29 protein-coding genes, 2 tRNA genes and 2 CRISPR repeat arrays are annotated in these 23546 nt (G+C 47.9%); of the genes, 22 read left to right on the forward strand and 9 right to left on the reverse strand.

Annotated elements, in window-relative coordinates; genetic code table 11:
- Window positions 1-10 precede the first annotated feature (10 nt).
- The 9 genes from MKX63_RS18560 (at window position 11) to MKX63_RS18595 (ending at window position 4634) form a co-directional block, all read left to right on the forward strand.
- Window positions 11-673 (forward strand): Type 1 glutamine amidotransferase-like domain-containing protein, encoded by a 663-nt coding sequence (locus MKX63_RS18560; RefSeq protein WP_341019158.1) that lies wholly within the window; start codon window positions 11-13, stop codon window positions 671-673.
- Between the two features lie 195 nt (window positions 674-868).
- The gene (locus tag MKX63_RS18565; protein ID WP_341019160.1) at window positions 869-1348 is read left to right on the forward strand and encodes a ferritin-like domain-containing protein; all 480 of its coding nucleotides are present in this window, start codon (window positions 869-871) and stop codon (window positions 1346-1348) included.
- Between the two features lie 134 nt (window positions 1349-1482).
- A complete protein-coding gene (locus MKX63_RS18570) occupies window positions 1483-1674 on the forward strand; it encodes a hypothetical protein (RefSeq protein ID WP_341019162.1) in 192 nt (63 codons plus the stop codon).
- 148 nt (window positions 1675-1822) lie between these two features.
- A complete protein-coding gene (locus tag MKX63_RS18575) occupies window positions 1823-2155 on the forward strand; it encodes a hypothetical protein (protein WP_341019164.1) in 333 nt (110 codons plus the stop codon).
- A gap of 220 nt (window positions 2156-2375) precedes the next feature.
- On the forward strand, window positions 2376-2537 hold the full coding sequence (locus tag MKX63_RS18580; protein WP_341019165.1) for a hypothetical protein: 162 nt from the start codon (window positions 2376-2378) through the stop codon (window positions 2535-2537).
- 215 nt (window positions 2538-2752) lie between these two features.
- Window positions 2753-3385 (forward strand): hypothetical protein, encoded by a 633-nt coding sequence (locus MKX63_RS18585; RefSeq protein WP_341019166.1) that lies wholly within the window; start codon window positions 2753-2755, stop codon window positions 3383-3385.
- Between the two features lie 71 nt (window positions 3386-3456).
- Window positions 3457-3936 carry a YbaK/EbsC family protein gene (locus MKX63_RS18590; protein WP_341019167.1) on the forward strand — a complete coding sequence of 160 codons (480 nt, stop codon included), beginning with the start codon at window positions 3457-3459 and terminating at the stop codon, window positions 3934-3936.
- 102 nt (window positions 3937-4038) lie between these two features.
- Entirely contained in the window at window positions 4039-4275 is a 237-nt protein-coding gene (locus tag MKX63_RS32585; protein ID WP_445323528.1) for a GNAT family N-acetyltransferase, read from the forward strand.
- A gap of 185 nt (window positions 4276-4460) precedes the next feature.
- Entirely contained in the window at window positions 4461-4634 is a 174-nt protein-coding gene (locus tag MKX63_RS18595; RefSeq protein WP_341019168.1) for a hypothetical protein, read from the forward strand.
- Window positions 4635-4667: 33 nt separating this feature from the next.
- Here MKX63_RS18595 and MKX63_RS18600 read toward each other — a convergent pair whose 3' ends face one another.
- Window positions 4668-5585 (reverse strand): copper amine oxidase N-terminal domain-containing protein, encoded by a 918-nt coding sequence (locus MKX63_RS18600; RefSeq protein ID WP_341019169.1) that lies wholly within the window; start codon window positions 5583-5585, stop codon window positions 4668-4670.
- Between the two features lie 125 nt (window positions 5586-5710).
- Window positions 5711-6442, reverse strand: a complete 732-nt coding sequence (locus tag MKX63_RS18605; protein ID WP_341019171.1) for a hypothetical protein — start codon at window positions 6440-6442, stop codon at window positions 5711-5713.
- Between the two features lie 362 nt (window positions 6443-6804).
- Window positions 6805-7708: a CRISPR direct-repeat array (repeat unit 32 nt; unit sequence GTCGCACTCTACACGAGTGCGTGGATTGAAAT).
- A gap of 108 nt (window positions 7709-7816) precedes the next feature.
- Between MKX63_RS18605 and MKX63_RS18610 the strand changes: the two genes are divergently transcribed.
- Window positions 7817-8176, forward strand: a complete 360-nt coding sequence (locus tag MKX63_RS18610; RefSeq protein ID WP_341019173.1) for an SH3 domain-containing protein — start codon at window positions 7817-7819, stop codon at window positions 8174-8176.
- Window positions 8177-8246: 70 nt separating this feature from the next.
- Here MKX63_RS18610 and MKX63_RS18615 read toward each other — a convergent pair whose 3' ends face one another.
- Complete coding sequence (locus MKX63_RS18615) at window positions 8247-8480, reverse strand: helix-turn-helix domain-containing protein (RefSeq protein WP_341019174.1); 234 nt, start codon at window positions 8478-8480, stop codon at window positions 8247-8249.
- 114 nt (window positions 8481-8594) lie between these two features.
- Between MKX63_RS18615 and MKX63_RS18620 the strand changes: the two genes are divergently transcribed.
- Together MKX63_RS18620 and MKX63_RS18625 are read left to right on the forward strand one after the other, a co-directional pair.
- Window positions 8595-9236: a hypothetical protein gene (locus MKX63_RS18620; protein WP_341019176.1), complete on the forward strand. Its 642-nt coding sequence runs from the start codon at window positions 8595-8597 to the stop codon at window positions 9234-9236.
- A gap of 253 nt (window positions 9237-9489) precedes the next feature.
- Window positions 9490-10046: direct repeats of the CRISPR family, unit length 32 nt; unit sequence GTCGCACTCCGTGTGAGTGCGTGGATTGAAAT.
- 625 nt (window positions 10047-10671) lie between these two features.
- Window positions 10672-11796, forward strand: a complete 1125-nt coding sequence (locus MKX63_RS18625) for a GGDEF domain-containing protein (RefSeq protein WP_341019178.1) — start codon at window positions 10672-10674, stop codon at window positions 11794-11796.
- A 190-nt stretch (window positions 11797-11986) separates the two neighbouring features.
- On the opposite strand, the gene MKX63_RS18630 is transcribed toward MKX63_RS18625, so the two are convergent.
- Window positions 11987-12559 (reverse strand): CGNR zinc finger domain-containing protein, encoded by a 573-nt coding sequence (locus MKX63_RS18630; protein ID WP_341019179.1) that lies wholly within the window; start codon window positions 12557-12559, stop codon window positions 11987-11989.
- A 171-nt stretch (window positions 12560-12730) separates the two neighbouring features.
- On the opposite strand from MKX63_RS18630, the gene MKX63_RS18635 reads away from it, so the two are divergent.
- On the forward strand, window positions 12731-13225 hold the full coding sequence (locus tag MKX63_RS18635; RefSeq protein WP_341019180.1) for a DinB family protein: 495 nt from the start codon (window positions 12731-12733) through the stop codon (window positions 13223-13225).
- Between the two features lie 111 nt (window positions 13226-13336).
- Window positions 13337-13507, forward strand: a complete 171-nt coding sequence (locus MKX63_RS18640) for a hypothetical protein (RefSeq protein WP_200869223.1) — start codon at window positions 13337-13339, stop codon at window positions 13505-13507.
- An 85-nt stretch (window positions 13508-13592) separates the two neighbouring features.
- On the opposite strand, the gene cmpA is transcribed toward MKX63_RS18640, so the two are convergent.
- On the reverse strand, window positions 13593-13730 hold the full coding sequence (cmpA, locus tag MKX63_RS18645) for a cortex morphogenetic protein CmpA (protein ID WP_143804182.1): 138 nt from the start codon (window positions 13728-13730) through the stop codon (window positions 13593-13595).
- 119 nt (window positions 13731-13849) lie between these two features.
- Window positions 13850-14209: a hypothetical protein gene (locus MKX63_RS18650; protein WP_036697237.1), complete on the reverse strand. Its 360-nt coding sequence runs from the start codon at window positions 14207-14209 to the stop codon at window positions 13850-13852.
- Window positions 14210-14329: 120 nt separating this feature from the next.
- On the opposite strand from MKX63_RS18650, the gene MKX63_RS18655 reads away from it, so the two are divergent.
- Window positions 14330-14815, forward strand: a complete 486-nt coding sequence (locus MKX63_RS18655; protein ID WP_341023104.1) for a SprT family protein — start codon at window positions 14330-14332, stop codon at window positions 14813-14815.
- Here the strand turns inward: MKX63_RS18655 and MKX63_RS18660 are convergent.
- Entirely contained in the window at window positions 14812-15453 is a 642-nt protein-coding gene (locus tag MKX63_RS18660) for a pentapeptide repeat-containing protein (RefSeq protein ID WP_341019182.1), read from the reverse strand. The genes MKX63_RS18655 and MKX63_RS18660 overlap by 4 nt on opposite strands.
- 36 nt (window positions 15454-15489) lie before the next feature.
- Window positions 15490-15918, reverse strand: a complete 429-nt coding sequence (locus tag MKX63_RS18665) for an Lrp/AsnC family transcriptional regulator (protein WP_341019184.1) — start codon at window positions 15916-15918, stop codon at window positions 15490-15492.
- Window positions 15919-16056: 138 nt separating this feature from the next.
- Between MKX63_RS18665 and MKX63_RS18670 the strand changes: the two genes are divergently transcribed.
- The 6 genes from MKX63_RS18670 to MKX63_RS18695 all read left to right on the forward strand — a co-directional run bounded on the left by MKX63_RS18670 (window position 16057) and on the right by MKX63_RS18695 (window position 20884).
- Window positions 16057-16809 (forward strand): MBL fold metallo-hydrolase, encoded by a 753-nt coding sequence (locus MKX63_RS18670; protein WP_341019186.1) that lies wholly within the window; start codon window positions 16057-16059, stop codon window positions 16807-16809.
- Between the two features lie 85 nt (window positions 16810-16894).
- Window positions 16895-16970: transfer RNA gene (locus MKX63_RS18675), tRNA-Asn, on the forward strand.
- Between the two features lie 6 nt (window positions 16971-16976).
- Window positions 16977-17065 (forward strand) — tRNA-Ser (locus tag MKX63_RS18680).
- A 753-nt stretch (window positions 17066-17818) separates the two neighbouring features.
- Window positions 17819-18823, forward strand: coding sequence for a Gfo/Idh/MocA family protein (locus MKX63_RS18685; protein WP_341019188.1), 1005 nt, complete (start codon window positions 17819-17821; stop codon window positions 18821-18823).
- A 42-nt stretch (window positions 18824-18865) separates the two neighbouring features.
- Window positions 18866-19789, forward strand: a complete 924-nt coding sequence (locus MKX63_RS18690; protein WP_341019189.1) for a helix-turn-helix domain-containing protein — start codon at window positions 18866-18868, stop codon at window positions 19787-19789.
- 12 nt (window positions 19790-19801) lie between these two features.
- Window positions 19802-20884 carry a Gfo/Idh/MocA family protein gene (locus MKX63_RS18695; RefSeq protein ID WP_341019190.1) on the forward strand — a complete coding sequence of 361 codons (1083 nt, stop codon included), beginning with the start codon at window positions 19802-19804 and terminating at the stop codon, window positions 20882-20884.
- A gap of 372 nt (window positions 20885-21256) precedes the next feature.
- On the opposite strand, the gene MKX63_RS18700 is transcribed toward MKX63_RS18695, so the two are convergent.
- Entirely contained in the window at window positions 21257-22087 is an 831-nt protein-coding gene (locus MKX63_RS18700) for a type II CAAX endopeptidase family protein (RefSeq protein WP_341019192.1), read from the reverse strand.
- A gap of 547 nt (window positions 22088-22634) precedes the next feature.
- Between MKX63_RS18700 and MKX63_RS18705 the strand changes: the two genes are divergently transcribed.
- On the forward strand, window positions 22635-23540 hold the full coding sequence (locus MKX63_RS18705) for a branched-chain amino acid ABC transporter permease (RefSeq protein ID WP_340756290.1): 906 nt from the start codon (window positions 22635-22637) through the stop codon (window positions 23538-23540).
- Window positions 23541-23546: the final 6 nt, after the last annotated feature.

Here is a 23546-nt window from a genome sequence, read left to right on the forward strand (position 1 = left end):
GTAACGAAGCATGAGTACTCACTATTATTTCAGTTGGTTTAATGGTATTTTGCCAGAGGGGCTGGTGCAATGGTTGCAGGAGGATATTCAGGACAGACAATCGCTTGTGATGATCAGCGCTGAGCCGTCTAATTATGAAGATGAGGAGATTAACCTTGAGGATATAACGGAATGGACATGGCTCCATCGGGCTAATCTTATGTTTGATGAGTATCATTTCATCGATTACCGCATGCCGAAGGAAGAGGCCCGGCAAAGGATTCAGAACGCATCGGTCATTTTTTTATGCGGGGGAGATCCTGTTCAGCAGCACGATTTTTTGGCGGAATATGAATTAACGAATGGGATTAAAAACAGCAATGCCGTTATCTTGGGAGCCAGCGCCGGTTCGTTGAACATGTCTGCCAAATGGGTAACCTCGAATAACGCCGCTCATTCAGTGGAAATAGATTCGATCTATGATGGGTTGGGCTTTGATCCGTTTGCCTATGAATCACACTCGCAACGCGACTATGCCTCGTTCGTCCAAGGCTACCTGTTCCCCTTATCGGAGGAGATGGATGTATATGCGGCAGAGCAGGAGAGCGCGATGCGTGTAAAAGACGGCAAAATCGAAATCATGGGTCCGGTATATTTAATATCCCGCTCGAAGATTCAGAGAATAAGCGTATGACCACAGATTAGCATCCGATTGCGTTTAATGCATTGGTTCTTCCTATGAATATGATTTTCAGGTAACCAAGATTGGCGGGGAGACCATTGATTTATCAGTATACCAGCGATTGAGGCATTGCTCTAATAATCACACTATGGGCTTCTGTGCATATAATTGATGATGTGATTATTTGCATTTCTGGGGGTTTAGCTCATGTATAGGATTTATCCGTATTGGTGTAGATCACAATTCGTACCCGTTTGGGCCACTACAACACAAGAAGCACTAGAATTAATGAGGAATGCGGTACAAGGTGAACGAAATGATGAACTTTTTTATGATCAACTCATCAAACTGGCTCTGAACCAAGAACAAGTTGACGTGATTACCTCTATCCGGAATGATGAAAGAGGACATAATCAAATGTTTCGGCAAATGTATAGGGAACTAACAGGACATGAAGTAACAGGAGTTAGCAACGAAGCACTGGAGAATGTTAATTCTTATATTGCCGGGTTGCAACAAGCCTTCCAAGGTGAATTATCTGCCGTTGAGAAATATCGAAAGATATGGTTCGGCCTTCCGTACGGCATTTACAAGGATACTCTGTATGGCATTATTCTGGATGAGCAAAAACATGCGGCTAAATATAACAATCTGCTGATACAAAACTTGGCTGCAAATGAGTCCTGAATCTGTCTGATCCCTCCCACGCATAGGCCTCTTCTCTCACAAGGAGCGGGGGGCCTCTTCGTTATTTTAGTAATGAAACCTACCATTGGCATAATTCGTATTAATGGAAAAATATTCTGTTGAGGATGGTTATTATGATTCAAGAAAACACAATTTGTAAAGCTTGTGGAGGTACTACTTTTGTAAAAGGTGAAGTGAATGCAGTGGATGCTAGAGTGATGCCGATTGGTAAAACATTTTCTTTTGGCTCTCCGGTTATATATACATTTTGTAAAAAGTGCGGAGAAGTAGCCTCCATTAGAGTTAAAAATCCGGATAAATTTTGAATCCCCTTTCTGTTAAGCCCTATCTTCGTACTGCGTAACAATCATTAAGACTCTTGTTGAAAAAACTTCACTAACCTAACGGGCAGGATAGTTCGAAATCAATGTTGAACTATTGAATAAAAGCAGTGCATGAATAAGAGGTGTGACTATGAGGTTTGAACTTATTGATTTAAACGGTGTACCCGTAATTTCTCTACCCGCAGGTTATGATTTGTTAGAAGCATTCATTGGGACAAATCTTCAAGATAAAGATGCAAATGGTTATTGGCTAATTGACTCAATAAACGAAGTATTAAATGGGAAGGTAGAAAATTCAACTCTCGGCGATGTGAAATACTTTATAATCCAGTTAAATAATAAATCTGTGAAGATTATCGACCCATATTCTGATAATGGAGCCTATTGCGAGTTGCCAACAATATCATTTAAAAACATCATTATTAATTGGCTCAAAGAGAAGGATAATTATTACATTGATTAATTAACTGGACACGTTAGTCCAACAACACAGCGGCAGTCTATGATTTTATTTTCTCGTTCATATCTGCCGCCATTTAAAAAGCTGCTTCTCCCAACTGCTGCGCCGTATGCGTCTACTGTTCACTGGCCGCATCTCGTGCAGAGTACATAAATGAAGTTCCCTGTTCCATAAGTTAACTTAAGCTGTAAACTGGAAGCAGCTTTTTGAAGGAGTGGATTTAATGCAAGTTATCAAATCTATAACAGAGTGCCCAGAACGTCATATTGAGTTTGCTGAATATGTTAAAGAAAAGTGGCCCAATATAAAGAAGATGGTCCTCCCCAAAATTGACGAAAGTTTATCAACTGAAGCTGGGTTGCCATATACATTCCTACATTTATGAGCACGACACCATAAAGTAATTTATCATAACATGGTTTGTTCCTATCAAACAGAGTGCGCTATATACCTAAGGAGAATACTACATTGATACTACTCAGATCCAAAAGAATCAAAATCATCGCTTTTACTACCATTCTGATACTCGCTCTCGCCGCACTGTTCTTGTATTTGAGTTATGCGAAGCAAACAAATGCTGTATTAGTCAAATACTCTAGAATGAACCAAATTGCTCCTAATGTATACGTTGAACCTGAAATCAATGAGAGTGAACAAGCAGAACTAATCAATTATGTTCAAACATCTACCGCGAAAATCAATGCACTTTTTGGTCAAAAAGAATCGGCCCCTGTTGTAATCTATGCAAAATCAAAAAAGGCTTTGGATCATTATGCCGATTCAGATATTGGACAAACTTATTATTATCCATGGAATAACTACATTGTTATCGGCTCAAGGGGTTATAACGAGAATGTGATTGCTCATGAATTCACACATGCTGAATTAAGAAAGAGGCTCAAAAACAGCAGCAAAGTGCCAGTATGGTTTGATGAGGGGCTGGCTGCTATGGTCGATGGCCGATTTACAGATAATGAAAAGACTTGGAACACCCAAACTAAAGACGGTAAAGAATCAATTAATTTCGACCTATTGGACAACCACACTGCATTCCAGCCTAATGCTCAAAGTCGTACGAATTATGAACTGGCGTGTTATGAGGTTTCGAGGTGGTATGGAATTGTAGGCACTCCCGGTCTGTTAAAGCTGTTGGATTCTCTGAATGAAGGTGAAGAATTTATTAAGGTGTATAAAGGGATCGAAAGTAACATGAGTGATGAAGCTAAGGGCTAATGAAGTTTCAGTTAAGATATTTACAAGAAGGCCAGGCTATAAAATTTACAGGCAATTAAGGAGGAATACACGTGACAAGTCATCTTAAAGATAGTGCCCAGCAGGTTCAAAACAAACTAATGGAGCTCGGGTATGCAAATCAAGTTGTAGAACTGCCTGACAGTACACGAACTGCACAGGAAGCTGCCGATGCGATAGGCTGCGAGGTTGCACATATAGCGAAGTCCATTATCTTTCGGCTCAACAATGAAGATAAACCCTTATTGGTTATAGCAAGCGGAGTCAACCGGATTAACGAAAAACAAATTACCAGCCATCTGAATGACAAATTGGGAAAAGCTGACGCTGATTTTGTACGTGAACACACAGGATTTGTGATTGGAGGCGTACCGCCTTTAGGACATAAAGAGTCGATCCTCACGTTTATTGATGAAGACTTGTTACAATACAGAGAGATATGGGCTGCTGCCGGACATCCAAGAGCGGTGTTTCAATTAACACCTGTAGAATTAATTCAAATGACAAACGGACGAGTCATCTGTGTAAAATAAATTCATGTTTACCTTTCTGTTAGCTTGCTAATGGGGATGTTAGTTTACAATGACTTCTTTCCTTCAAGGGGGATTGTCCTACGGTGAAGACTCATTATAGAAGTGGGATTTGGCCTTATTCCTGAGATGCATAATAAGGGGTTAGCCACTGAGTCGGTAGGAGCTATTATAGAATGGGCCTTATCATCAAAAAAAGTCCAAAAAATTGTGGCCGAGTGCCTTATCGATAATATTCCGTCTATCAGAGTTCTGGAGAAATTGAGTTTTACACGAACCGGAGTAGAGAACGGAATGATAAACTGGGAATTGGTAAAGGATCAATCTCTACACTCACACTAAGAGTCTGATATTCAAACCATAATGCTCATGATATAATCCCAAAAAAGGGGGGATTGCGTTGAGCGGGTTCATAATCGTTGTTCTTATTTTTATTATAATTTTTGGAGTATTCAGGAAAAAGAGGTGAGTCCGCTTGAACCTTCAAGCTGTATTTATGGGTGATAACCGTTGTGCTGTGATTGGCGATGGCAGCAGTGGGGGCCAGAAGAATTCTGGTGGAGACGGGCTGGGGGATGCAGTCTTTGGATAAATACCGTAACCTGTGGTATGAGCAGGCAGCACCGGATTATATTGCGAAAGACCTCCTGGATGCGGCAAAATGGTTGGTTAGCACAATAAAGCGGACAACGCCTGGATAGAGCTACGTTGGCCGCTTTTTACGTGGCAATGGGTTAGGGCTTTACCTCTCCCGGAATCTCAAAAAACACCTCAGAATTCATATCCTTCATTCCCAAAGTAGTCACGTTCCCGTCAGGATCAATGAATCCATAACCCGCTGCTCCAATATGCCCCATGAAATGGTAGAATACGACCCGGCCCGCTAGTTTGGGGAGTGTGCCGTCCTGGTTGGTAATTTGGTAAGGTTTAAAGAACAGGCCACTGGCTGCTTTAACCTTCCAGTCGAAGGTAGCGGTCCACTTGACTTCGCTATGGTCCCCCACAACCTCATAGTAAGAGATACTGTTACCCTCGGATAGGAAAAATTGGTCGGCCCTACCCTCCGGGAAATAGTAATCGAAATTGCCTCCTTCTACGCCACTCACTTCAAATTGTTTAAGCGCGCTGACTCTGGGAAGTTTCAGGGCGGCGGTCCGGGCTTCAGCCAGATTGGAGGAGGCCAATTGCTGCTTAAGCTCCTCGCTGGGCCTCGAAGCGACGAAGACGATCCGCTGCTTCGGATTCCATAAGACATATGCGCCAGTAGATTCAGCTATGAAGCGTAAGGGAACCATCACCCGTCCTTTGCGGATGACCGAAGCGGCTTCGAGCTTCACTTCCTGATTGCCGATCTTTGCAGTCTGTTGGCCTGCCACTAAGGTGACGGTCTGTCCGTCCCGGGTAAGCGTGACGGTCTTCGAGGCGTTGTTCCATTGGATGGGGCTGCCGATTTTTTTGGCCACCTGCAGGGGGACCATCGTAGTACCATTCGTAATATACGGGGCAACATCCGTATCCACAAATGAGTTGTTCATCGAGATCTGAATCGCAGATGCAGCGGCTGAAGCCGTTCCTGGTGTTAAGGCATTTCCAGTGAATAGCAGCGACGCGATAAACCATCCGGCAACGCCTTTTTTTAACAATATGTTCACTAATGCAAATCCTCCTTGTTCCAATTTATGTTTTATTCTTCCTGTGAATGTAGACGCTTGAGGGGAGAAAAGGTTGCTTGAAGTTCTTGTGAATCACTTTGGATTAACGGGCCTTCAACCACTCGCTATAGATTTTCGGAGTTGAACTCCTCAAGCCGGATCAATTTCTGTTTGCCGCGATTTCCTTTTTTCATTGTGAGATGTCCCTGGTCGTCCGTTCTACGCTGAATGAATTGTCCTGTTAGATAGTTAATGTCATCCTCGTCCGATTGTTCCATAGTTGTGGCTCCTGTAAAGTAGCTTCCCCGGGTGGAACCAATCAAAAACCAATCCTGATCTTGATACCGAAACCGGTATTTGTTATACCATCGCCAGTTGCTTCCTCCGTAATCACTGACCAGCACAGACCCCCGATCAATGGTTATGCTCTCAAAAGGATCGCCCCATATTCCGCCTTCATCTGCTTGCAAAATAACATGATCGGCGATGATCGAGAGGGTGTATGTGTTATTTTTGCCGCCAAAAGCGATTAATAGGGATCGCGGTGATGCCTCTCCCTTGACCGAATTTTTCTCAATGACCATTGCAAGATCTGAAATCCCGTCTTTATTTAAGTCGCCTTTGGCGAGGGCCTTCTCTCCCAGATATGACTCCAAAATATGCCATCCGGCCGGAATCAAGGCATTCATGCTCTGTGCTTTAGGCACTGGCGTAGGGGAGGGGGCAGACCTTGGTGATGGGGTGTGAGATGGAGTTGCTTTTGACACCTGGGCTTGGAGTGCATAAGTATCCTTACACCCCATTAGGTAACTTAAAAGTGCAATAGCACTGATAGATGTTAATATATATTTTTTCATTGAGTTCGATTCCCCTTCTCCTTAAGGTATGTAGCCTAATGTTGACCTTTACCACTACCAGTATATCGAATGGCCTAGTGCATATGAAACGCCGCACATACAACAAAAAAACTACAATATTGATAGATTTATCATTATGCAGAATGGCTTGCGATGGATTAAAATAGAAGGAGAGGGCCGGTGCGAATGTCAAGCTCCCATGAAATCCCCGGGGGGGTTCGCACCTCGAAATTTGTCGAATGTTTATAAATATGAGGGTATTCTTTAGAAGTCAAGGTTGGTTGTATATCTTTTAAAGAATAGAATTAGGGAACAGATGGTGAATTAATACGGGAAAAGCATGGGTTACGCTTCTTTCCGCTGTCGCACTCTACACGAGCGCGTGGATTGAAATAGTACCAGAAACTTCAGGTGCAGCCGTGTTCCGGTCGCACTCTACACGAGCGCGTGGATTGAAATATCCAGTAGCTTGACGATGAATCCGTAGTTAGGCGTCGCACTCTACACGAGCGCGTGGATTGAAATACCTGGTGGAAAGAGAACATTTCCTCCCGTAGCTGTCGCACTCTACACGAGTGCGTGGATTGAAATATCGGCGGCTTTTTGTGCAGCGCTCAGGTTGTAAATCGTCGCACTCTACACGAGTGCGTGGATTGAAATCTGAATATAATCTTTTCCATACTGATCTCTTAAAGTGTCGCACTCTATACGAGTGCGTGGATTGAAAATCGTATATTTTTGGTATAGTTTATGTATGGTCCAGTCGCACTCTATACGAGTGCGTGGATTGAAATTTTAATACCGCGTCGATTCCCGCAAACATCTCGCGGTCGCACTCTATACGAGTGCGTGGATTGAAATTGGCAGGATAAGCGCAGTTGATTTAGCTGGCCCGGATACGTCGCACTCTATACGAGTGCGTGGATTGAAATATGGTTATATCCTCCTTGTTATAGGGGAGAGCCGACGTCGCACTCTACACGAGTGCGTGGATTGAAATCCTCCCGGCCATCATCAGGCGGATGACTCACTCTGTCGCACTCTACACGAGTGCGTGGATTGAAATGCCATGCCCTCAATGATCGGAAAAATACCAGATATTGTCGCACTCTACACGAGTGCGTGGATTGAAATTTCGGAAGCCAGTTGAATATGCCCCAGGCATTGTTGTCGCACTCTACACGAGAGCGTGGAGTGAAATTTGACGTTCGTGTGGATTTGCATAGGTTTGCGCGTCGCACTCTACACGAGTGCGTGGATTGAAATTTTGGTAACTGCCATTGGAAAAATGATCAAGGAGTCGCACTCCGTATGGAGTGTGGCCTGAAGTAAATACCGGCCTTACACAAAAAATGCGAATGGAGGTATCCTACCTTGCAACGATACACCGTTATCAAAGCTCATACATCTACTTATCCTGATCCAATCATCCTGCAAAAAGGTCAAGAAGTTTGGTATGGCAGGGAGGATACTCAATTTCCTAATTGGATTTTTTGTAAATCAGTGTCCACTAGCAAAGAGGGATGGGTGCCGAAGCAGATTTTAACGACTCCAGATCGCCGAGGCATCGCAACAGTTACTGAAGATTATTCCGCGCATGAACTAACCGTTGCTCAAGGGGACTTATTATGGGGGCTGAAGCACTTAAACGATTGGACTTACTGTAAAACGGATAATAACGAATACGGTTGGGTCCCAGCTTTTTGTTTATCTGACTTACACGAATCTGGTTAGCTCCATCTTATAAATAAAAGCACTGAATATCTGCGCAGCCGCAGGACTCAGTGCTTTTTTTAATCCTATCCTATTCTTTCCGTCGTACCTCAAATAAATCGTTAGGGCTGACTTCAAAATAGAGGCATAGCTTCATGATTAATTCTGCTGATATTTTCTTTTTATCCATGTTGGTGTTATGCACTAACTCCATGATAGTCGTTCTCCGGTGGCCGATTTCATTGGACAATTTTAGTACTGAGATATTATGTGCCTTTAAAATTTGGTCGAGTTTACAGTGCAGTGTATATTTATCAAATTCCATGGGGACCTCCTAATAATAATGATTGCACTTTCATAGTGCATGATGTATATTATGGATACAGAAATTGAACTTTAAACGTGCAGTTTCTGGAGGTAATCAAATGGAGGTTGCTCTATGTCCAAACGTCGCCCTCACAAACTCAATACTCAAGCTATTCTGGACATATCCCGAAAAAACTTGGTGTGGCCAGAGCTAAATGGATTACCGGATACGATCCACTACTATCATTTGACTGATGCGCTGGGACGTAAATGGCAGACAATTGGTTGTCATGTTACGGATGCGATTAAGGTTTTTAAAATGGGAGCGTATCCACCCTGGACAATTATTATTGAAAAGGCACCTGAAACGTCTGACCTAACAGCTCGAGAGTTGGTAGCAATTCTTAACTGTGATGACAAAGCGTTAGTTAATGACATGCAAATTATTTTAAATACACCAGTAAGATGCAATCAGTTTATAAATACGATTGTTAACGTTAATCATTATAGCATTTTTACAGTGTTATATGATCTGAAAAATGAGTATTTACTAAATGATCCAATGCCTACTCCACACTTCGAAGCTATGTATAAAATAAACCCCATTGAAGCCTTATCCCGATTGTACTTGGAGAATGTAGATACATTGGATTATTGGGATTGGGTGCAAGCTGGAGGTTCAGCTGAACGGGCTGTGGATTTCAGAAAACAAAACCCCACTTTAACATTTATTCAAGCCATCGAAAAGGCCGAGCGTAGGAACAATAATCCGTAGACTACTGAAGCTAGTAGTGAGCTAATTAGTTTGCAGAAATTAAGTGGTAGAGTAAGATAGGAGGGAGGGCTGGTGCGAATGCCAAGCTCCCATGAAATCCCCGGGAGATTCGCACCTCAGAATTTGTCGAAAATCTAACCTTGAGAGAGTGTACTTGGAAAGTCAAGAGTGGACTGTTACTTTTTCAAGAATAGAGTTTGGATAAAGATAGTGAATTAATACGGAAAAAGCATAGGTTATGCTGTTTTCCGCTGTCGCACTCCGTGTGAGTGCGTGGATTGAAATTCCATTCCAAGCAGACAGGAAAAGCAAAGATACAAGTCGCACTCCGTGTGAGTGCGTGGATTGAAATAGAAAAACGCTACAGAAGCAACAAGAATCAAAACGTCGCACTCCGTGTGAGTGCGTGGATTGAAATGATACCTACAGAAAGCCAAGCGACAGGATAAATGTCGCACTCCGTGTGAGTGCGTGGATTGAAATACCACCCCTGAAAAAGAAATAGCCAGTAACAAGTGTCGCACTCCGTGTGAGTGCGTGGATTGAAATATACAATCAATCCTTTCCTGTTAACATTGTCCGGTCGCACTCCGTGTGAGTGCGTGGATTGAAATAGATCTCGATGAACAACTCGTTTGTGGATACAGAGTCGCACTCCGTGTGAGTGCGTGGATTGAAATGGTAAATTCCATATAGATGATATTAATCAAACTAGTCGCACTCCGTGTGAGTGCGTGGATTGAAATTTGTGACCCTTCATTTGAATCAAAACCGTTAAGTCGCACTCCGTGTGGGAGCGTGGATTGAAATTACACGGCCGGAGATGGGCGTCAATATTGGTCACAACGTCGTTCCTCGTGTAGGAGCGTGGATTGAAATAAAGAAAATTAAGTATTTGACTAGGAAAATAAAGTGTCGCTCCTCGTGCAGGAGCATGGATTGAAATTCGCAGATCATGATGTATTACGATTACGGGATGGAGTCGCTCCTCGTGCAGGAGCGTGGATTGAAATAGCCGAATTGATGGCCTTCGGCCTATGAGTTACTGTCGATCCTTGTGTAGGAGCGTGGATTGAAATGGTGTAAGATGGCCCAATTCATATGTAATACTTGTCGCTCCTTACGTAGGAGCATGGATATAAATCGCTCATTGCTGCTCGGGCCAAACCGGAAAACGAGGGTCGCTCCTTAAATAGGAGCGCAGATTGAAATTTAGCATGTCTCAGTAATTGCTGGGAAGTGTCGCGCCTCATACAACCAATAAGCAAGTTACTTCCCATCCGAATGCTAGGATTAAAATCATTTCCTTACTTCTCCCCCCCACCCCCCGTACATATCCCACAAGTGAGTATCGAAGCCGGGGCGGACATGATAGAATAGGAGCAATGTGTACATCCTATGTGTGAATTTAATCGGGGGGCAACAGGTGAGAGCGTTGAGATTAAGAGATTTCATGGGCCCTTCGGAGACTTCGGCGCACCGGCAGGCGAAGTGGGTCAAGCGGTTTCTGTATACGTATTGGCTGGTGATTGCTCTGCATTTCCTGGCCCAGCTGGGGTCTTTTGTATGTTTGCCGTATCCCATGGGGGCGCATGAGTTCTACTATGATGTGCTGCTGTATCCGACGCTGCTGATGAGTGCGGTGGTCGCGTTGACGCAACTGGTGGATGTTGCGGCACCGAAGTATTCCTTCGTGCTGCTGTTTGTGGCGGGGACGATTATTGCGATGATGATTATTCACCTGAATATGGACATCCGGATTATCGGGGCGTTGATGCTGCTGCCGATTATGGCGTCGGCAATCTTTTTCCGGCTGGATCTGACCTTGTTTACGTCTGCCCTCCAGGCAGCTGCGTTCTTCATTCTGTACCGCTGGGATTACTGGTTCAAGTATTATCTGACGGATTTTGACCTGATTGCGATCCCGCTCTTCCTGTTGGTCGGCACGCTGGTTGCGGGGATTATCATCATTAACGGGCGTGAGCTGGCAAGCGATCTGGAGGCTACTCTGACGGCGAAGCAGGACCTGATGATTGAGAATGCGGTGATCCGCAAGCTATCTACCACTGATGCACTGACAGGACTGTATAACCATATTTCTTTTCACGAATTCTATGAAAAAGCGCTGGAATACGGCAGCCAGGGTGCCCCGTTCCATCTTGCGCTGGTGGATATCGATAATTTCAAGCAAATTAACGATAAGTATGGACACCGTACCGGAGATATGGTGCTGGCGCGGGTCGCCCAGATCATTAAGGACCACATCTCGCCCGCAGATATTGCAGCCCGCTATGGCGGGGAGGAGTTCGCGATCCTGCTGTTTGAGAAAAGCTTCGAGGAAGCTTATGCGCTGATTGAACAAGTCCGCAAGGAGCTGTCGCATACGTCCCATGAGGAGATGGAGCAGCGGGCGGTTACTGTCAGCATCGGGCTGCAAAGCTATGCCGAAGGCATATCCAAAGAGAAGCTGTTCGAGGAAGTGGATCATCTGCTCTATACCGCCAAGCATTCCGGCAAAAACAAGACCCTGACCCCGCTGATGGAGCGCAGCGCCGTGTAGGCTGGGCCCTCTAAGTCTGTTAACGTTCCGATCTGCCGCAGCCTCTACGCCCGCCTGTTCACAGCCTAGCCATTTCACCCGACACTTGGCTGACCCCGCTGACCCAGCGGAACGCCGTATAGTCAAATTGGTCTCACCTGGTAACCTGCTTACGCTGTCGATGATTCATCCGCCGTCTCCGGTAACACGCTTACTCCTTCGTAGGCTCACCCTCCGCTGCCTTTTTGCGTGCCCGGAACCGCCTTACCTTCATCAGATTCCCGCACAGCTTGTCGTCGCAGTAACGCTTGGAGCGGTTGCGGGTATCGTCGTAATAGACCCAGAGACAGTCGGGATTCCCGCAAATACGGAAGCGAGAGGGCTCCTTCTCCAGCAGCGCGGCTGCAAAAGAGGCAGCGATCTCCGCCATAATCTGCCCCCAGTCCGCACGCTGCGGCTGGAGGGAGATCCCGGCTTCATCTGCTGCCGTCCAGACCACCTGCCGTACAACGGGCCCGTCGCTCATGTACGTATTTAACTGCACAAGCAGCGCTGTAGACGGAGACTCTCCCGCGACCAGACGCTGCAGCTCGTCCCATAACAAGCCGCGTAGGCCTTTCAGTTGCTCCAGCTCCTCCGGCCGGGGAGGGGACGCCGCCGGCAGCTTATGCTCCTCCAGCCATTTTGCCAGCCATTTGGGATCTTCCAGCCGGTCCTGGTCTGTGCTACGATCACTAGTCCGCCAATTCCGCCAATAGCTGTTCATGAAATCTACCCATAGCAAGCTTCATCTGTCCCTTCGCATGATCTTTCCCTTGATTGTAACAGTTAAAATCGGGTTATGCTAGTTACTTGATACGCTCCGCCGATTATGTTACATTGCTTATGTAACTGTTATTCGGTTTATTTAGTCGTTACCAAAGCTTGTGTACCTATAATTACAGGAGGGATACAAATGGAAAACAAAATTAGCGATGTGCTGGTCGAGAACTGGGATTATGTGATGGATGTAGAGGATTGGCAGCCGCCGCTGAGTGCGGCGCTTGAAGGCGTGAACAGTGAGCAGGCGCTCTGGAAGCCGGAGGGAGCTGCGGGCAATTCGATCTGGGAGAACGTTAACCATCTCACGTATTATAAGGAGCGTCTGCTGCGTAAGCTTAAGGGGATGGAGAAATTGCCTGATCTGGAGAGCAATGACGCTACATTCACTGTAACAGGAAGCGGGAAAGAGGACTGGAAGCAGGCGGTAGACAAGCTGAAGTCCATTCATGCCTCGCTGCGCGAGATTATTGTAGCTCTGGAGGAAGGCGCTTATGAATGGGGCGGCTCCGGGCATGCGCCGGGCGAAGAGGTTATGAGCCTGATTCTGCATGATGCCTATCATACGGGACAGATTGTGCTGGTCCGCAAGCTGCAAGGCTCCTGGCCTGGTACCCGCCGTTTCGATTAAGAGGAACAGCCATATTTTACAAGTGATCTGTTCGTAGGCGGCTCTGTTTCAGCTCCAAATCCCCGGGTTAATGGAAGACATGCAGCTATCAACGGAGAGGAGAGATTGAGGATGGAGCCGAATTACAAGGACAGAAGTGTTGAGGTTGAACGGACAGAGGTGCACCGCAAATCGGATTCCAGTCTTGTCGCATCCACGTTCATTAAATATGCAGCTTACATTATTATCACCTTCGGAGTTCTGTTTTTCCTGGTGAAATACGTATTCCCGATGTTCAAATAAGCCAGTTGCCTAGTGCAGACTTGGACGGATTCACGCCAAAAAGCCACGAACCCCCTCGGGAGATCGCGGCTTTTTTTGACATAACCTATACGTTCTTCTGGATCATCTCGTGGGAATCAGCGGTATTCCGGTAAAAGAACCAGCATTCATTCAGCAGTCTAATCTGACGGCAGTCCTTCTTGAGATAGGCCTTCATGAGCTGTTGGCGAAGCCATTGTGGCAAGGGTACCCCTCCTCTGCATGCTTCCTGTGTATAGATAGCATATGGGGGAATACGCCCAAAGGTGCACGGTTAGTTTCAGGTAGCCAAGCCGAATTTCACAAGGCCGCCCGGAACCGGCATTACTGCACCCGTTCTTCTTCCTCTTCATACCATTGTTCAAGCTGGGCCTGGAGCGCCCGGATTTCGGTCAGCAGTGAGATCAGCGGGTAATGCTCCTCCTTAATGGAGGCAAAGGCCTGCTCCAGCCTGTTAATATACGCCAGCCCCGACTCCAGATGATGCTCTTCGCGCAGCAGCTCCAGCGCCTCACATTCGGCCACCGCCCGCGGCAGTCCGGGTACATTCTCGGCTGTCAGCTTGTCGATTTCTTTGTTCAGGCGAAGATTGAGGGCGCTTAGCTGGTAAGCATATTCCTCCGGCATCTCCACGAATAGCAGCTCCTGATCCTGCTGCATAATTACATAACGCATTCTCGGCATCTTTCATTCTCCCTCCGGACTTGTCTTCCTTCTTGACAGTGTAGCCCATGGGCAAGTTACAATTCAAGTAGAGATCTAATTTCCTTGAGGAGAGGACCGTGAAGGAACGCTATGACCAGTATGAGCAACGAAGAGCTGCAGCTGTGGATCGAGCAGGTGTCGCTGAGCAGCTTCGGCGTGCCTTTCCGGCATACGGCGAGCTTTAACAGCAGACTTACAACAACCGGCGGACGATATTTTACAAAGAGCCATAATATAGAGATTAACCCCCAGCAGCTGGCCATGTACGGGCGGGAGGAGACGGAGAAGATCATCAAGCATGAGCTCTGCCACTACCACCTGCATCTGGCGAAGCGGGGGTACATGCACCGGGATGCCGATTTCAAAACACTGCTGGCCCGCGTCGGCGGCAGCCGGTATTGTCAGACCCTGCCGGGAGCCAAGGCCCGCAAGCCGCAGCCTTACCGGTATAAGCTGGTATGTATTGCCTGTGCCACCGAGTATCTGCGTAAGCGCCGGGCCGATCCCGGGCGGTACCGCTGCGGTAAATGCTCCGGCAAGCTGAAGCTGATTGCGCTTGAAGCGGGCGCGGGTCCGGCCACTTAATTTTTGATAACCAGACCTAGTAGTCCGGCAAAAGAAGCCGCCTGCTCCGCAGAGATGATGCAGCCCTCCAGATCCTGAAGATCCACCAGCAGGCCGGTGAACCCGCAGTCGCTCAGGTCAACGCCCTTCAGCTTGCAGCCAGCGAGCGTAGCCTGCTCCAGATTGCATTCCGAGAGATACAGGCCATTCAGGGTGGACTGGTAATAATCCGCGCTGACCAGCGAGCTGCGCTCGAAGGAAGCCCCTTTGAAGTTGGCGAAACGGAAGACCGCGAATTCCCCGATACATTCGGTGATGGATACATTTTGAAATCGTGCTCTGGTGAAGTCTGTTCCGATCATGCGGCAATCCCTGAACTCGGTCCGGTGTATGAAGGCGTCGCTGAAATCTACATTGGACAGGTCGCAATGATCGAAGACCACATCGGTAAGCTCCATGCGCTGCAGCGAGGATTCCGTGATGGTGACGTTTTTGAAAATAGTCTTGTCAAAGGCTACCCGGGTAGCCTCCTGATATTCAATGAGCGCTCCTTCAATGAGGCAGCGGCTGAATTCGTCTTTGGAAGCAAGGGTGTGAATGTCCTGCGGTGTAAGCAGCCCGGGATCTGGAATTCTGGGTGGTTCTATCTTGTTACTCATGTCAGCCTCCTTGGCAGTTCCTATCCTTATTTGTCCTTATTTGATCTGGCCCATGTCCAGGCTGAGCCGGTAATTGCCGTACTTCAGCAGTTCATCCAGAAAAGCGGTCAGCGCCTCCTGATCCACCGTGCGCACCCGCATCCAGTAACATCCTTCCCCGCTGATGCGGTAGAGCTCAATGACACTCTCATGGGCCTTCGCAAATGCCTGGAATGGCTGATGAGCATTATTGCTGCTAAGAAAAACGGCTATAAAGGCGTGAATGCTCTGGCCGATCCGCAGCGGGTTCCACCGGATGGTATAGCCTTCAATGATGCCAAGCTCCCGCATTCTGCGGATACGTGCGCCTACAGCCTGGCCGGTCAGATGAACCATCGCCCCGATATCCTTATGGCTTAAGGTGGAGTCTCCGATAAGGAGCTGGAGGATACGGTAATCGGTATTGTCGATGAGGTAAGAGGTCATTTCCTTGAATTCCTTTCCGGCTGAAAGCAGAACCTAAGAAACACTTTCGCGGCACAATGTCTTCTGTTCCTGCGCTGATTTATACTTATTGTATCAGAAAGTGAACATAAGGTAGATATCCGGGAAGAGGTGCATATCATGAAAATAAAGCTGATCCGCCACGCCACCCTATGGCTGGAATACGGCGGTGTAACGTTCCTGATCGATCCGATGCTGAGTGAGCAGGGTGTGAATCCGCCGATTATGAATTCCGGCAATGACCTCAGGAATCCGCTGGTGTCATTGCCGGGGCCGGTTCAGCAGTGGCTGGAGCCGGATGTGGTGCTGGTCACGCATCTGCATCAGGATCACTGGGATGCTGCGGCAGTAGAGTTGTTGTCCAAGGAGTTGCCGGTGTATTGCCAGGAAGGTGATGGGAAGCGAATTGCTGCCCATGGCTTTGGGCGTGTTACAGAGATAATGGATAACGGCTCTGCGTCCTTCGGCGGTGTGGCCTTGACACGTACAGGCGGGCATCACGGGACAGGAGAGATCGGGGAGCTGATGGGTAAGGTCTCCGGGTTCCTCTTCCGGGCAGAGGGAGAACCTGTGCTGTACTTGGCGGGAGATACAATCTGGTGCGAAGAGGTTCAGCAGGTGATAGCCGGGGAAGTGCCTGAGGTGATTATTGTCAACGCCGGAGGAGCACGGTTCCTGAGCGGAGGACCGATTACTATGGATGAGCAGGATATTGTGGAGGTATGCCATGCTGCTCCGTCCGCTTCCGTGATTGCTGTGCACATGGACTCGATTAATCACTGCCTTGTAACCCGGGACGTGTTGAAGCAGCGCCTTGAACAGGAAGGCTTGTCCGGCCGTGTGGCTGTTCCGCTGGACGGAGAGTGGATCTGATTATGTAAACGATCTCACAATCTCTCGCGACCCGCTTGACTAACCTGTAGAATCATGATAAATTAATCCTTGTTCATGTTAATGTTCCCTGATAGCTCAGTTGGTAGAGCACTCGACTGTTAATCGAGTTGTCACAGGTTCGAGTCCTGTTCGGGGAGCCATTACTTGGAGAGATACCCAAGTGGCTATAAGGGGACCCTCTGCTAAGGGGTTAGACTGCGTAAGCGGTGCGAGGGTTCGAATCCCTCTCTCTCCGTTTGATATACTTCCCTGTTAGGGATGAGAACCTTCGTGGTTCGTTGGAGCATAAGCTTCGTTAGCAATGGCATCGCAATCTCTCGCATAGCGAGAGTATCCCTCTCTCTCCGTTTGATAAGGAGCTCATATTGAGCTCCTTTTTTGATTAGGAAATTATGATTTTAGTCCGATGTGGATTCACCGAACACATTGGGCATTACGTGGTCATCTGGGCCGGAGACGGATGTAGTCGAAAAACCGATCACATTCGGTGCAGCAAAGGCGTGTGGGCGGGATGTAGTCGAAAAACCGACCACATTCGGTGCGGCGGAGGCGTGTGGGCGGGATGTAGTCGAAAAACCGATCACATTCGGTGCGGCAGAGGCGTGTGGGCGGGATGTAGTCGAAAAACCGACCACATTCGGTGCGGCGGAGGTGCGATGGCCAAATGTGGTCGAAAAACCGACCACAATGGCGATGCCGCAGGCATTTTGTTCAAATATGAGAGTTTATATGTTTCGGTAACGTCCTTTAAAAGGACGTTACCGTTTCCACTTGTTCGCAAGAATTTGGGGCCCCCGCAAAGTACCTGCTTTGTGGGGTTATTTTGCGTTCCGATAGCTTGAGTATGCTGAATCCTTGAACGATATGATTTTCCATTCCGATGTCGTAATTACATATAGTCGATGTCGCATTTATCTACTAAAAATCCTGCTTGTTATATGATACTTTATAGGTGATGTCAGAATAATGTATATGGAGGTGCAGGCGGGTGAGCATTAGGATTGGTAAGATCAGCTTTTGGCATGTACATGCCTGGGATTATACGAAGCAGGCTCAGGAGCATGGAGATACGGAGATTGCTGCGGTATGGGACGAGGATGCGGAGCGGGGCAGGAAGGCGGCAGAGAGCTTGAATGTCCCGTTTTATGATTCTTTGGAGGATATGCTTGCCCGGAAGGATATCGATGCCGTGATTGTCGACGCGCCCACCCGGATGCACCGGGAGGTCATGATTGCGGCGGCCAGAGCAGGCAAGCATATTTTCACCGAAAAGGTTGTAGCTGCAACGCTGAGTGAGGTGAATGAAATCCTCTCCGAGGTCGAGACTCATGGAGTGAAGCTAACGGTGTCGCTGCCGCGGCTAAATGACGGTTATACGTTAACGGTTCAAGATATTTTAAGCCAGGGACTGCTTGGAGATATCACTTATGTCAGAGTCCGCTTATCCCATAACGGCGCAACGGCCAACTGGCTTCCCGAGCATTTCTATAGCCTTGAGCAGTGCCAGGGCGGGGCTTTGATTGATCTGGGATGCCATCCCATGTACCTGACCAGACTGTTTCTGGGTCAAGAGGTGACCGGGGTAAGCGCGAGCTTCGGATATGTGACGGGCAAGGAAGTGGAGGACAATGCAGTAGCGACGCTCTATACGGATTCGGGAGCAATCGGTGTGGTGGAAGCCGGCTTCGTGAACAGCTACTCCCCTTTTACCATAGAAGTGCATGGAACGGAAGGGACCCTGCTCTATGGAGCGCCTGAAGCGAAGCTGCTTGTCAGAAGTAATCAAGCAGCAGATCAAGGGGCGGCCTGGAACGATACGCCTGTGCTGGCCAATCGTGAGAGCTCTTTTGAGCAATGGGTGACCCACATCCAGAACAACACGCTGGCTTCTGATAATATTCAATCGGCAACGGAGCTTACCCGGTTAATGGAGGCGGCGAATCTCTCGGCGAAGGCAGGACGTGTGGTCCAGTTAGCCGAACTGAAGTCCTGATCACTTATCCGGTACCGAGCTTAGCTTAAGCAGGAGGTTAACATGAGCCCTTTTCCCTTCGAGATTATGTTTGAGAAAATGGATCTGCTGGAAAGATTGGATATTTCTATCCTGTGGGGACATTATGAAATTTCTGTTCTCCGGTTTCATTTGACCTCTTTCCCGCCGGGGAGGGTCATTGATTTCCATAACCATGCTGAATTTGAATTTCATTTCATACCACGGGGCAAGGGAACGGTCATTCTTGGCGATCAGCAGTATCCTCTATCGGAGGGAATGCTCTATTTGACCGGACCGGGCGTGATGCACCGTCAGGAAGCGGATGCGGAAGAGTCGATGGAGGAGCTATGTCTGCATGTCCATATTGCGGAGAAGCAGAGAGACGATGCAGACCCGTGGGAGGTTGCGGAAGCGGAGGAATGTGTGGAGAAGCTGAGGAGGCTGCCGCTTATCCCTGCGCAGGATTATCACAGGGCGATGAAGTGTTTTCTGGAAGCTTATGAGGCCTGTGACGGCAAGCTTGCGGGATATTACACCTCGATCAAGCATCTAGTGATTAGTATCTTGCTCAAGGTGACCAGAGCGTATGATACAGGCGGGATGGGAGCCGCGGCACCCGTGCGGGATATGGTGACCTACCGCTACCAATATGCTGTTCAATACATGGAAGCGAATTATTCAGCAGCCGTGACGCTGGAGAATGTTGCGGAGAAGCTGAATATCAGCGCCAGACAGCTGCAGCGGATATTTAAGCAGATCGATCCGGATCAGACCTTCAGCCGGATTCTTGAGGAGATCCGATTGAAGGCTGTGTGCAGCAAGCTTGAAGCCAGCAGCCTGTCAATCGAACATATCGCGGAGTCCGAAGGGTTCACCACTGCGACCTATCTGCATTCAGTATTCCGCAAGCGGCTGGGCATGACCCCTGCTGCATACCGTAAGGCCCGAAAAATAAATCAACAGTGAGGATGAGTGACGATGAGCAAAGTGTATCGTGTTGGTGTAATCGGCTGTGGAGGGATTGCGAACGGGAAGCATCTGCCTGCTTTAAGCAGACAGGATAAGGTTCAAGTGGTAGCCTTTTGCGATATTATCAAGGAACGGGCTGAAGCGGCTGCTGAACAATACGGCGGTGCAGATGCTGCTGTCTATACGGACTATGAGGAATTATTGAAGGATGCCTCCATTGACATTGTTCATGTGCTTACTCCTAATGACGCGCATGCGGAAATATCCATTGCGGGCTTGGAAGCGGGCAAGCATGTGATGTGTGAGAAGCCCATGGCCAAAACAGCGGCAGACGCCAAACGTATGGCTGAAGCAGCGAAGCGTACAGGAAAGAAGCTGACTATAGGGTATGACAACCGGTTCCGGCAAGACAGCTTATATCTGAAAAAAGTCTGTGAAGCAGGCGAGCTTGGCCATATCTATTATGCGAAAGCTCATGCGATCCGGCGGAGAGCGGTCCCAACCTGGGGGGTATTCCTGGATGAGGAGAAGCAGGGGGGAGGCCCGCTGATTGATATTGGAACCCATGCGCTGGATCTGACGCTCTGGATGATGGACAATTACAAACCGAAGGTTGTGCTGGGGACCAAGTACCACGAGCTCTCCCAAAAAGAAGATGCCGCCAACGCCTGGGGACCCTGGGACCCGAAGAAATTCACCGTGGAAGACTCGGCGTTCGGGATGATTGTGATGGAGAACGGGGCAACGATTACCCTGGAAGCAAGCTGGGCGCTGAATTCGCTGGACTTGGACGAAGCCAAGTGCAGCTTAAGCGGAACCGAGGCGGGTGCGGATATGAAGGATGGTCTCCGGATTAACGGGGAGAAGCACAGTAAGCTATACACGAATGAAATTGAGCTTGGTGCCGGGGGAGTAGCCTTCTATGATGGCAAAGAAGAGAAAGCTACGGATATCGAATTAAGAAAGTGGATCGAAGCGATCGAACAGGATAAAGATCCGGTCGTCACTCCTGAGCAGGCTTATGTAGTCTCCCGGATTCTGGAGGCCATCTATGAATCGGCCCAGACGGGGAAGGCTGTATATTTGGATTAGGCAGTCATTGCTGAGTCAAATCTCAGATTTTTTAAAAGCTTCAATGTTAAAAGAGCAGCGATTCTCGTTAATGGAGAATCGCTGCTTGCTGTTTTTGGTCCTTTGCAGCATGTTTTAATAGTAACTCCATTTTACCAAAGGACGCTTTCTTTTTGTGTTGAAAAAATGTGTTTTCGCATCCCGCTTAAACAGCGGAGCGGACGGAACGATTGTGGAAAAGCGATAGCGGTCGCCTTTGTGTCCGGATTTTCACCGCTAAGGGGAATGAAAAAAATCTGGACACAACAGCGATTGTAACAACGTTCCGTTTGCGGAGCGTCCACCCAAGTACTAACGTTGATCCTACTCAAAAAAGTTTTTCCCTATTGCCACTTACAACCGGACATCCTTCACGAACGCAGATCTTCTGTAGAAGAACCACGCTGCAATTACGAGCGTAGCAGCCACCAGTATCCCCGACTCACCTGTCCAGAGATAGGCATTCTTCCCGCTGGTGTAGCGGTCGAAAGCGTCCTGAATGATGGCATTCCATGAGGCGTGGAGCAGAACAGCCGGCCATATGCTCCCCGTGCTTAAACGCAGTAGACTAATAATGATGTTAAATGAGCTGATGGTTACCATGAACAATACGATTGATAAGGCCAGAGAAGGGCCGGAATAGTAACTGCCGATTAGAATCGCCGGGATATGCCATATGCCCCAGATCAGCCCGCTCATGAGAATAGGCTTCGGGACGTGGGCCTCAGTAAGCCGTGTCAGCATATAGCCTCTCCAGCCTAGCTCTTCCCCGGCACTGCTGATGATTCCCATCACGGTCCCAACAGACATCTGAATTAGGATCGTCCCGGCTAGTGCACCGACAACATTGCCATTGTGGCCGGTATACTCTGTCAGTCCTGTGATCCAGGCAGTCCCGTAGGCCACCAGGCCAACCGCCACCGGCAACAACAAGATGAATGGAGTCGTCCTGAGCGTGCGCTGTCCCCCGAATCTAAGGGAGATATCAGCGAAGCCCTCACGAAGCAGGATACGGGTGAGTATAGAGGAGATCCCGGGCGCCCACATGAGCAGCAAGCCATACACAGGCGTTACAGTAAGAGCCAATATGTAACTGATAGCCGTGAGGGGAATGAGTATCAGGAAGAATACCAACAACCCTCTTCTGGCAGATTGGACGGTCTTCTCTTTTTCGATGGTGCTCATTTCAATTTCACTCCTTTGAATGTGTGTAATGCTTGGTAGAGTATAGCAACGAACGGGAAAGTGAGGAACAACCCGGAGCCCAGCAGCCCGCCCGGACCTTGGCCTAGTCGTCGATGAGACTGTAGATGTAGGGGAGCTTTTATACGTTTATTTCTGACCTCTACCACCGCACACTGCCGGTTCAATCCGTTACCCCTTTAATTAATTGAAGGAATGATGCTGTAAAGAGACAAATGTTATATTAATTCCGCAGAAAAAAAGTATTGTATAAGAAAAGGAAACAACTTCTAAAACGTCCCTGCTTGAAAATCCTCTGTTTTTCTCCTGTTTTCTGCGCATTTTTCGAAAACCTATATTATCCTACCGAATCCTACATATATCATGTTATGTAATATAACACCAACTATTGAATTTTGTATTAATTCACACAATAATTAGTGACGATTCTCTGACCTTGTGTTAATATAAATGACATCATAATCCAAGAAAAGAGAAACAGCACAGAGAAAGGGGTATACAAGATGAATATGGGGAGAAGGGGATGGCGATGGAGTATTTCATTCAGCAACTAATAAACGGGATATCCGTAGGCAGCATTTACGCTCTGATCGCCCTTGGTTACACAATGGTGTACGGTATCATCAAGCTGATTAATTTTGCGCACGGCGATGTATTTATGGTAGGGTCGTTCATCGGTCTGTACAGTGCCAAATACCTGGCGAATGCCGGATTGCCGCCGATCGTTGTACTGCTCTTGTCGCTGATCATCTCGATGACCATCAGTGCATTGCTAGGTATCAGCATTGAACGTCTGGCGTATAAGCCGCTTCGTAAGTCCACTCGAATTGCAGCGCTGATTACAGCGATCGGCGTATCCTTCCTGCTAGAATATACCGGAGTCTTGATTCTCGGGCCTCAGGCCAAGGGCTTCCCGGATATTATGGATAAGAAGCAGTATCATCTCTTCGGGTCCTCCATCCAGGTCGAATCGAACCAGATCATGATTCTGCTAACAACGATTATTCTTATGCTTGTACTGCAATATATCGTTCGTTACACCAAGACGGGAAAAGCCATGCGCGCTGTATCCTTCGATGTAGAAGCGGCGCGGCTGATGGGTATCAACGTAGACCGCACCATTTCGGCCACCTTCGCTATTGGTTCGGCGCTTGCCGCTGCCGCGGGCGTGATTTTCGGAATGACATACAATTCAGTTGATCCTCTCATGGGCGTTATGCCCGGGCTTAAGGCTTTTGTCGCGGCTGTGCTTGGAGGGATTGGAAGTATTCCGGGTGCGCTTGTCGGCGGATTGCTGCTGGGAACGGTGGAGACAGAGATTTCTTCGCTCGGGTTCTCCTCGTGGCGTGACGGTGTAGCCTTTGCGGTACTGATTCTAATCCTTATCTTCAAACCATCCGGACTGTTCGGCAAGAATGTCCGGGAGAAAGTGTAGGGGGAA

It is taken from the genome of Paenibacillus sp. FSL R7-0179, assembly GCF_038002265.1.
In the GTDB taxonomy this organism is placed as follows: Bacteria; Bacillota; Bacilli; order Paenibacillales; family Paenibacillaceae; genus Paenibacillus_AQ.

Bases quoted from the DNA above. Each gene is read 5' to 3' on its own strand.
- MKX63_RS18560 (WP_341019158.1), top strand. From the start codon at position 11: ATGAGTACTCACTATTATTTCAGTTGGTTTAATGGTATTTTGCCAGAG.
- MKX63_RS18565 (WP_341019160.1), top strand. From the start codon at position 869: ATGTATAGGATTTATCCGTATTGGTGTAGATCACAATTCGTACCCGTT.
- MKX63_RS18570 (WP_341019162.1), top strand. From the start codon at position 1,483: ATGATTCAAGAAAACACAATTTGTAAAGCTTGTGGAGGTACTACTTTT.
- MKX63_RS18575 (WP_341019164.1), top strand. From the start codon at position 1,823: ATGAGGTTTGAACTTATTGATTTAAACGGTGTACCCGTAATTTCTCTA.
- MKX63_RS18580 (WP_341019165.1), top strand. From the start codon at position 2,376: ATGCAAGTTATCAAATCTATAACAGAGTGCCCAGAACGTCATATTGAG.
- MKX63_RS18585 (WP_341019166.1), top strand. From the start codon at position 2,753: ATGAACCAAATTGCTCCTAATGTATACGTTGAACCTGAAATCAATGAG.
- MKX63_RS18595 (WP_341019168.1), top strand. From the start codon at position 4,461: ATGGCAGCAGTGGGGGCCAGAAGAATTCTGGTGGAGACGGGCTGGGGG.
- MKX63_RS18605 (WP_341019171.1), bottom strand. From the start codon at position 6,442: ATGAAAAAATATATATTAACATCTATCAGTGCTATTGCACTTTTAAGT.
- MKX63_RS18615 (WP_341019174.1), bottom strand. From the start codon at position 8,480: ATGGAATTTGATAAATATACACTGCACTGTAAACTCGACCAAATTTTA.
- MKX63_RS18620 (WP_341019176.1), top strand. From the start codon at position 8,595: ATGTCCAAACGTCGCCCTCACAAACTCAATACTCAAGCTATTCTGGAC.
- MKX63_RS18635 (WP_341019180.1), top strand. From the start codon at position 12,731: ATGGAAAACAAAATTAGCGATGTGCTGGTCGAGAACTGGGATTATGTG.
- MKX63_RS18640 (WP_200869223.1), top strand. From the start codon at position 13,337: ATGGAGCCGAATTACAAGGACAGAAGTGTTGAGGTTGAACGGACAGAG.
- MKX63_RS18650 (WP_036697237.1), bottom strand. From the start codon at position 14,209: ATGCCGAGAATGCGTTATGTAATTATGCAGCAGGATCAGGAGCTGCTA.
- MKX63_RS18655 (WP_341023104.1), top strand. From the start codon at position 14,330: ATGAGCAACGAAGAGCTGCAGCTGTGGATCGAGCAGGTGTCGCTGAGC.
- MKX63_RS18660 (WP_341019182.1), bottom strand. From the start codon at position 15,453: ATGAGTAACAAGATAGAACCACCCAGAATTCCAGATCCCGGGCTGCTT.
- MKX63_RS18665 (WP_341019184.1), bottom strand. From the start codon at position 15,918: ATGACCTCTTACCTCATCGACAATACCGATTACCGTATCCTCCAGCTC.
- MKX63_RS18670 (WP_341019186.1), top strand. From the start codon at position 16,057: ATGAAAATAAAGCTGATCCGCCACGCCACCCTATGGCTGGAATACGGC.
- MKX63_RS18690 (WP_341019189.1), top strand. From the start codon at position 18,866: ATGAGCCCTTTTCCCTTCGAGATTATGTTTGAGAAAATGGATCTGCTG.
- MKX63_RS18695 (WP_341019190.1), top strand. From the start codon at position 19,802: ATGAGCAAAGTGTATCGTGTTGGTGTAATCGGCTGTGGAGGGATTGCG.
- MKX63_RS18700 (WP_341019192.1), bottom strand. From the start codon at position 22,087: ATGAGCACCATCGAAAAAGAGAAGACCGTCCAATCTGCCAGAAGAGGG.
- MKX63_RS18705 (WP_340756290.1), top strand. From the start codon at position 22,635: ATGGAGTATTTCATTCAGCAACTAATAAACGGGATATCCGTAGGCAGC.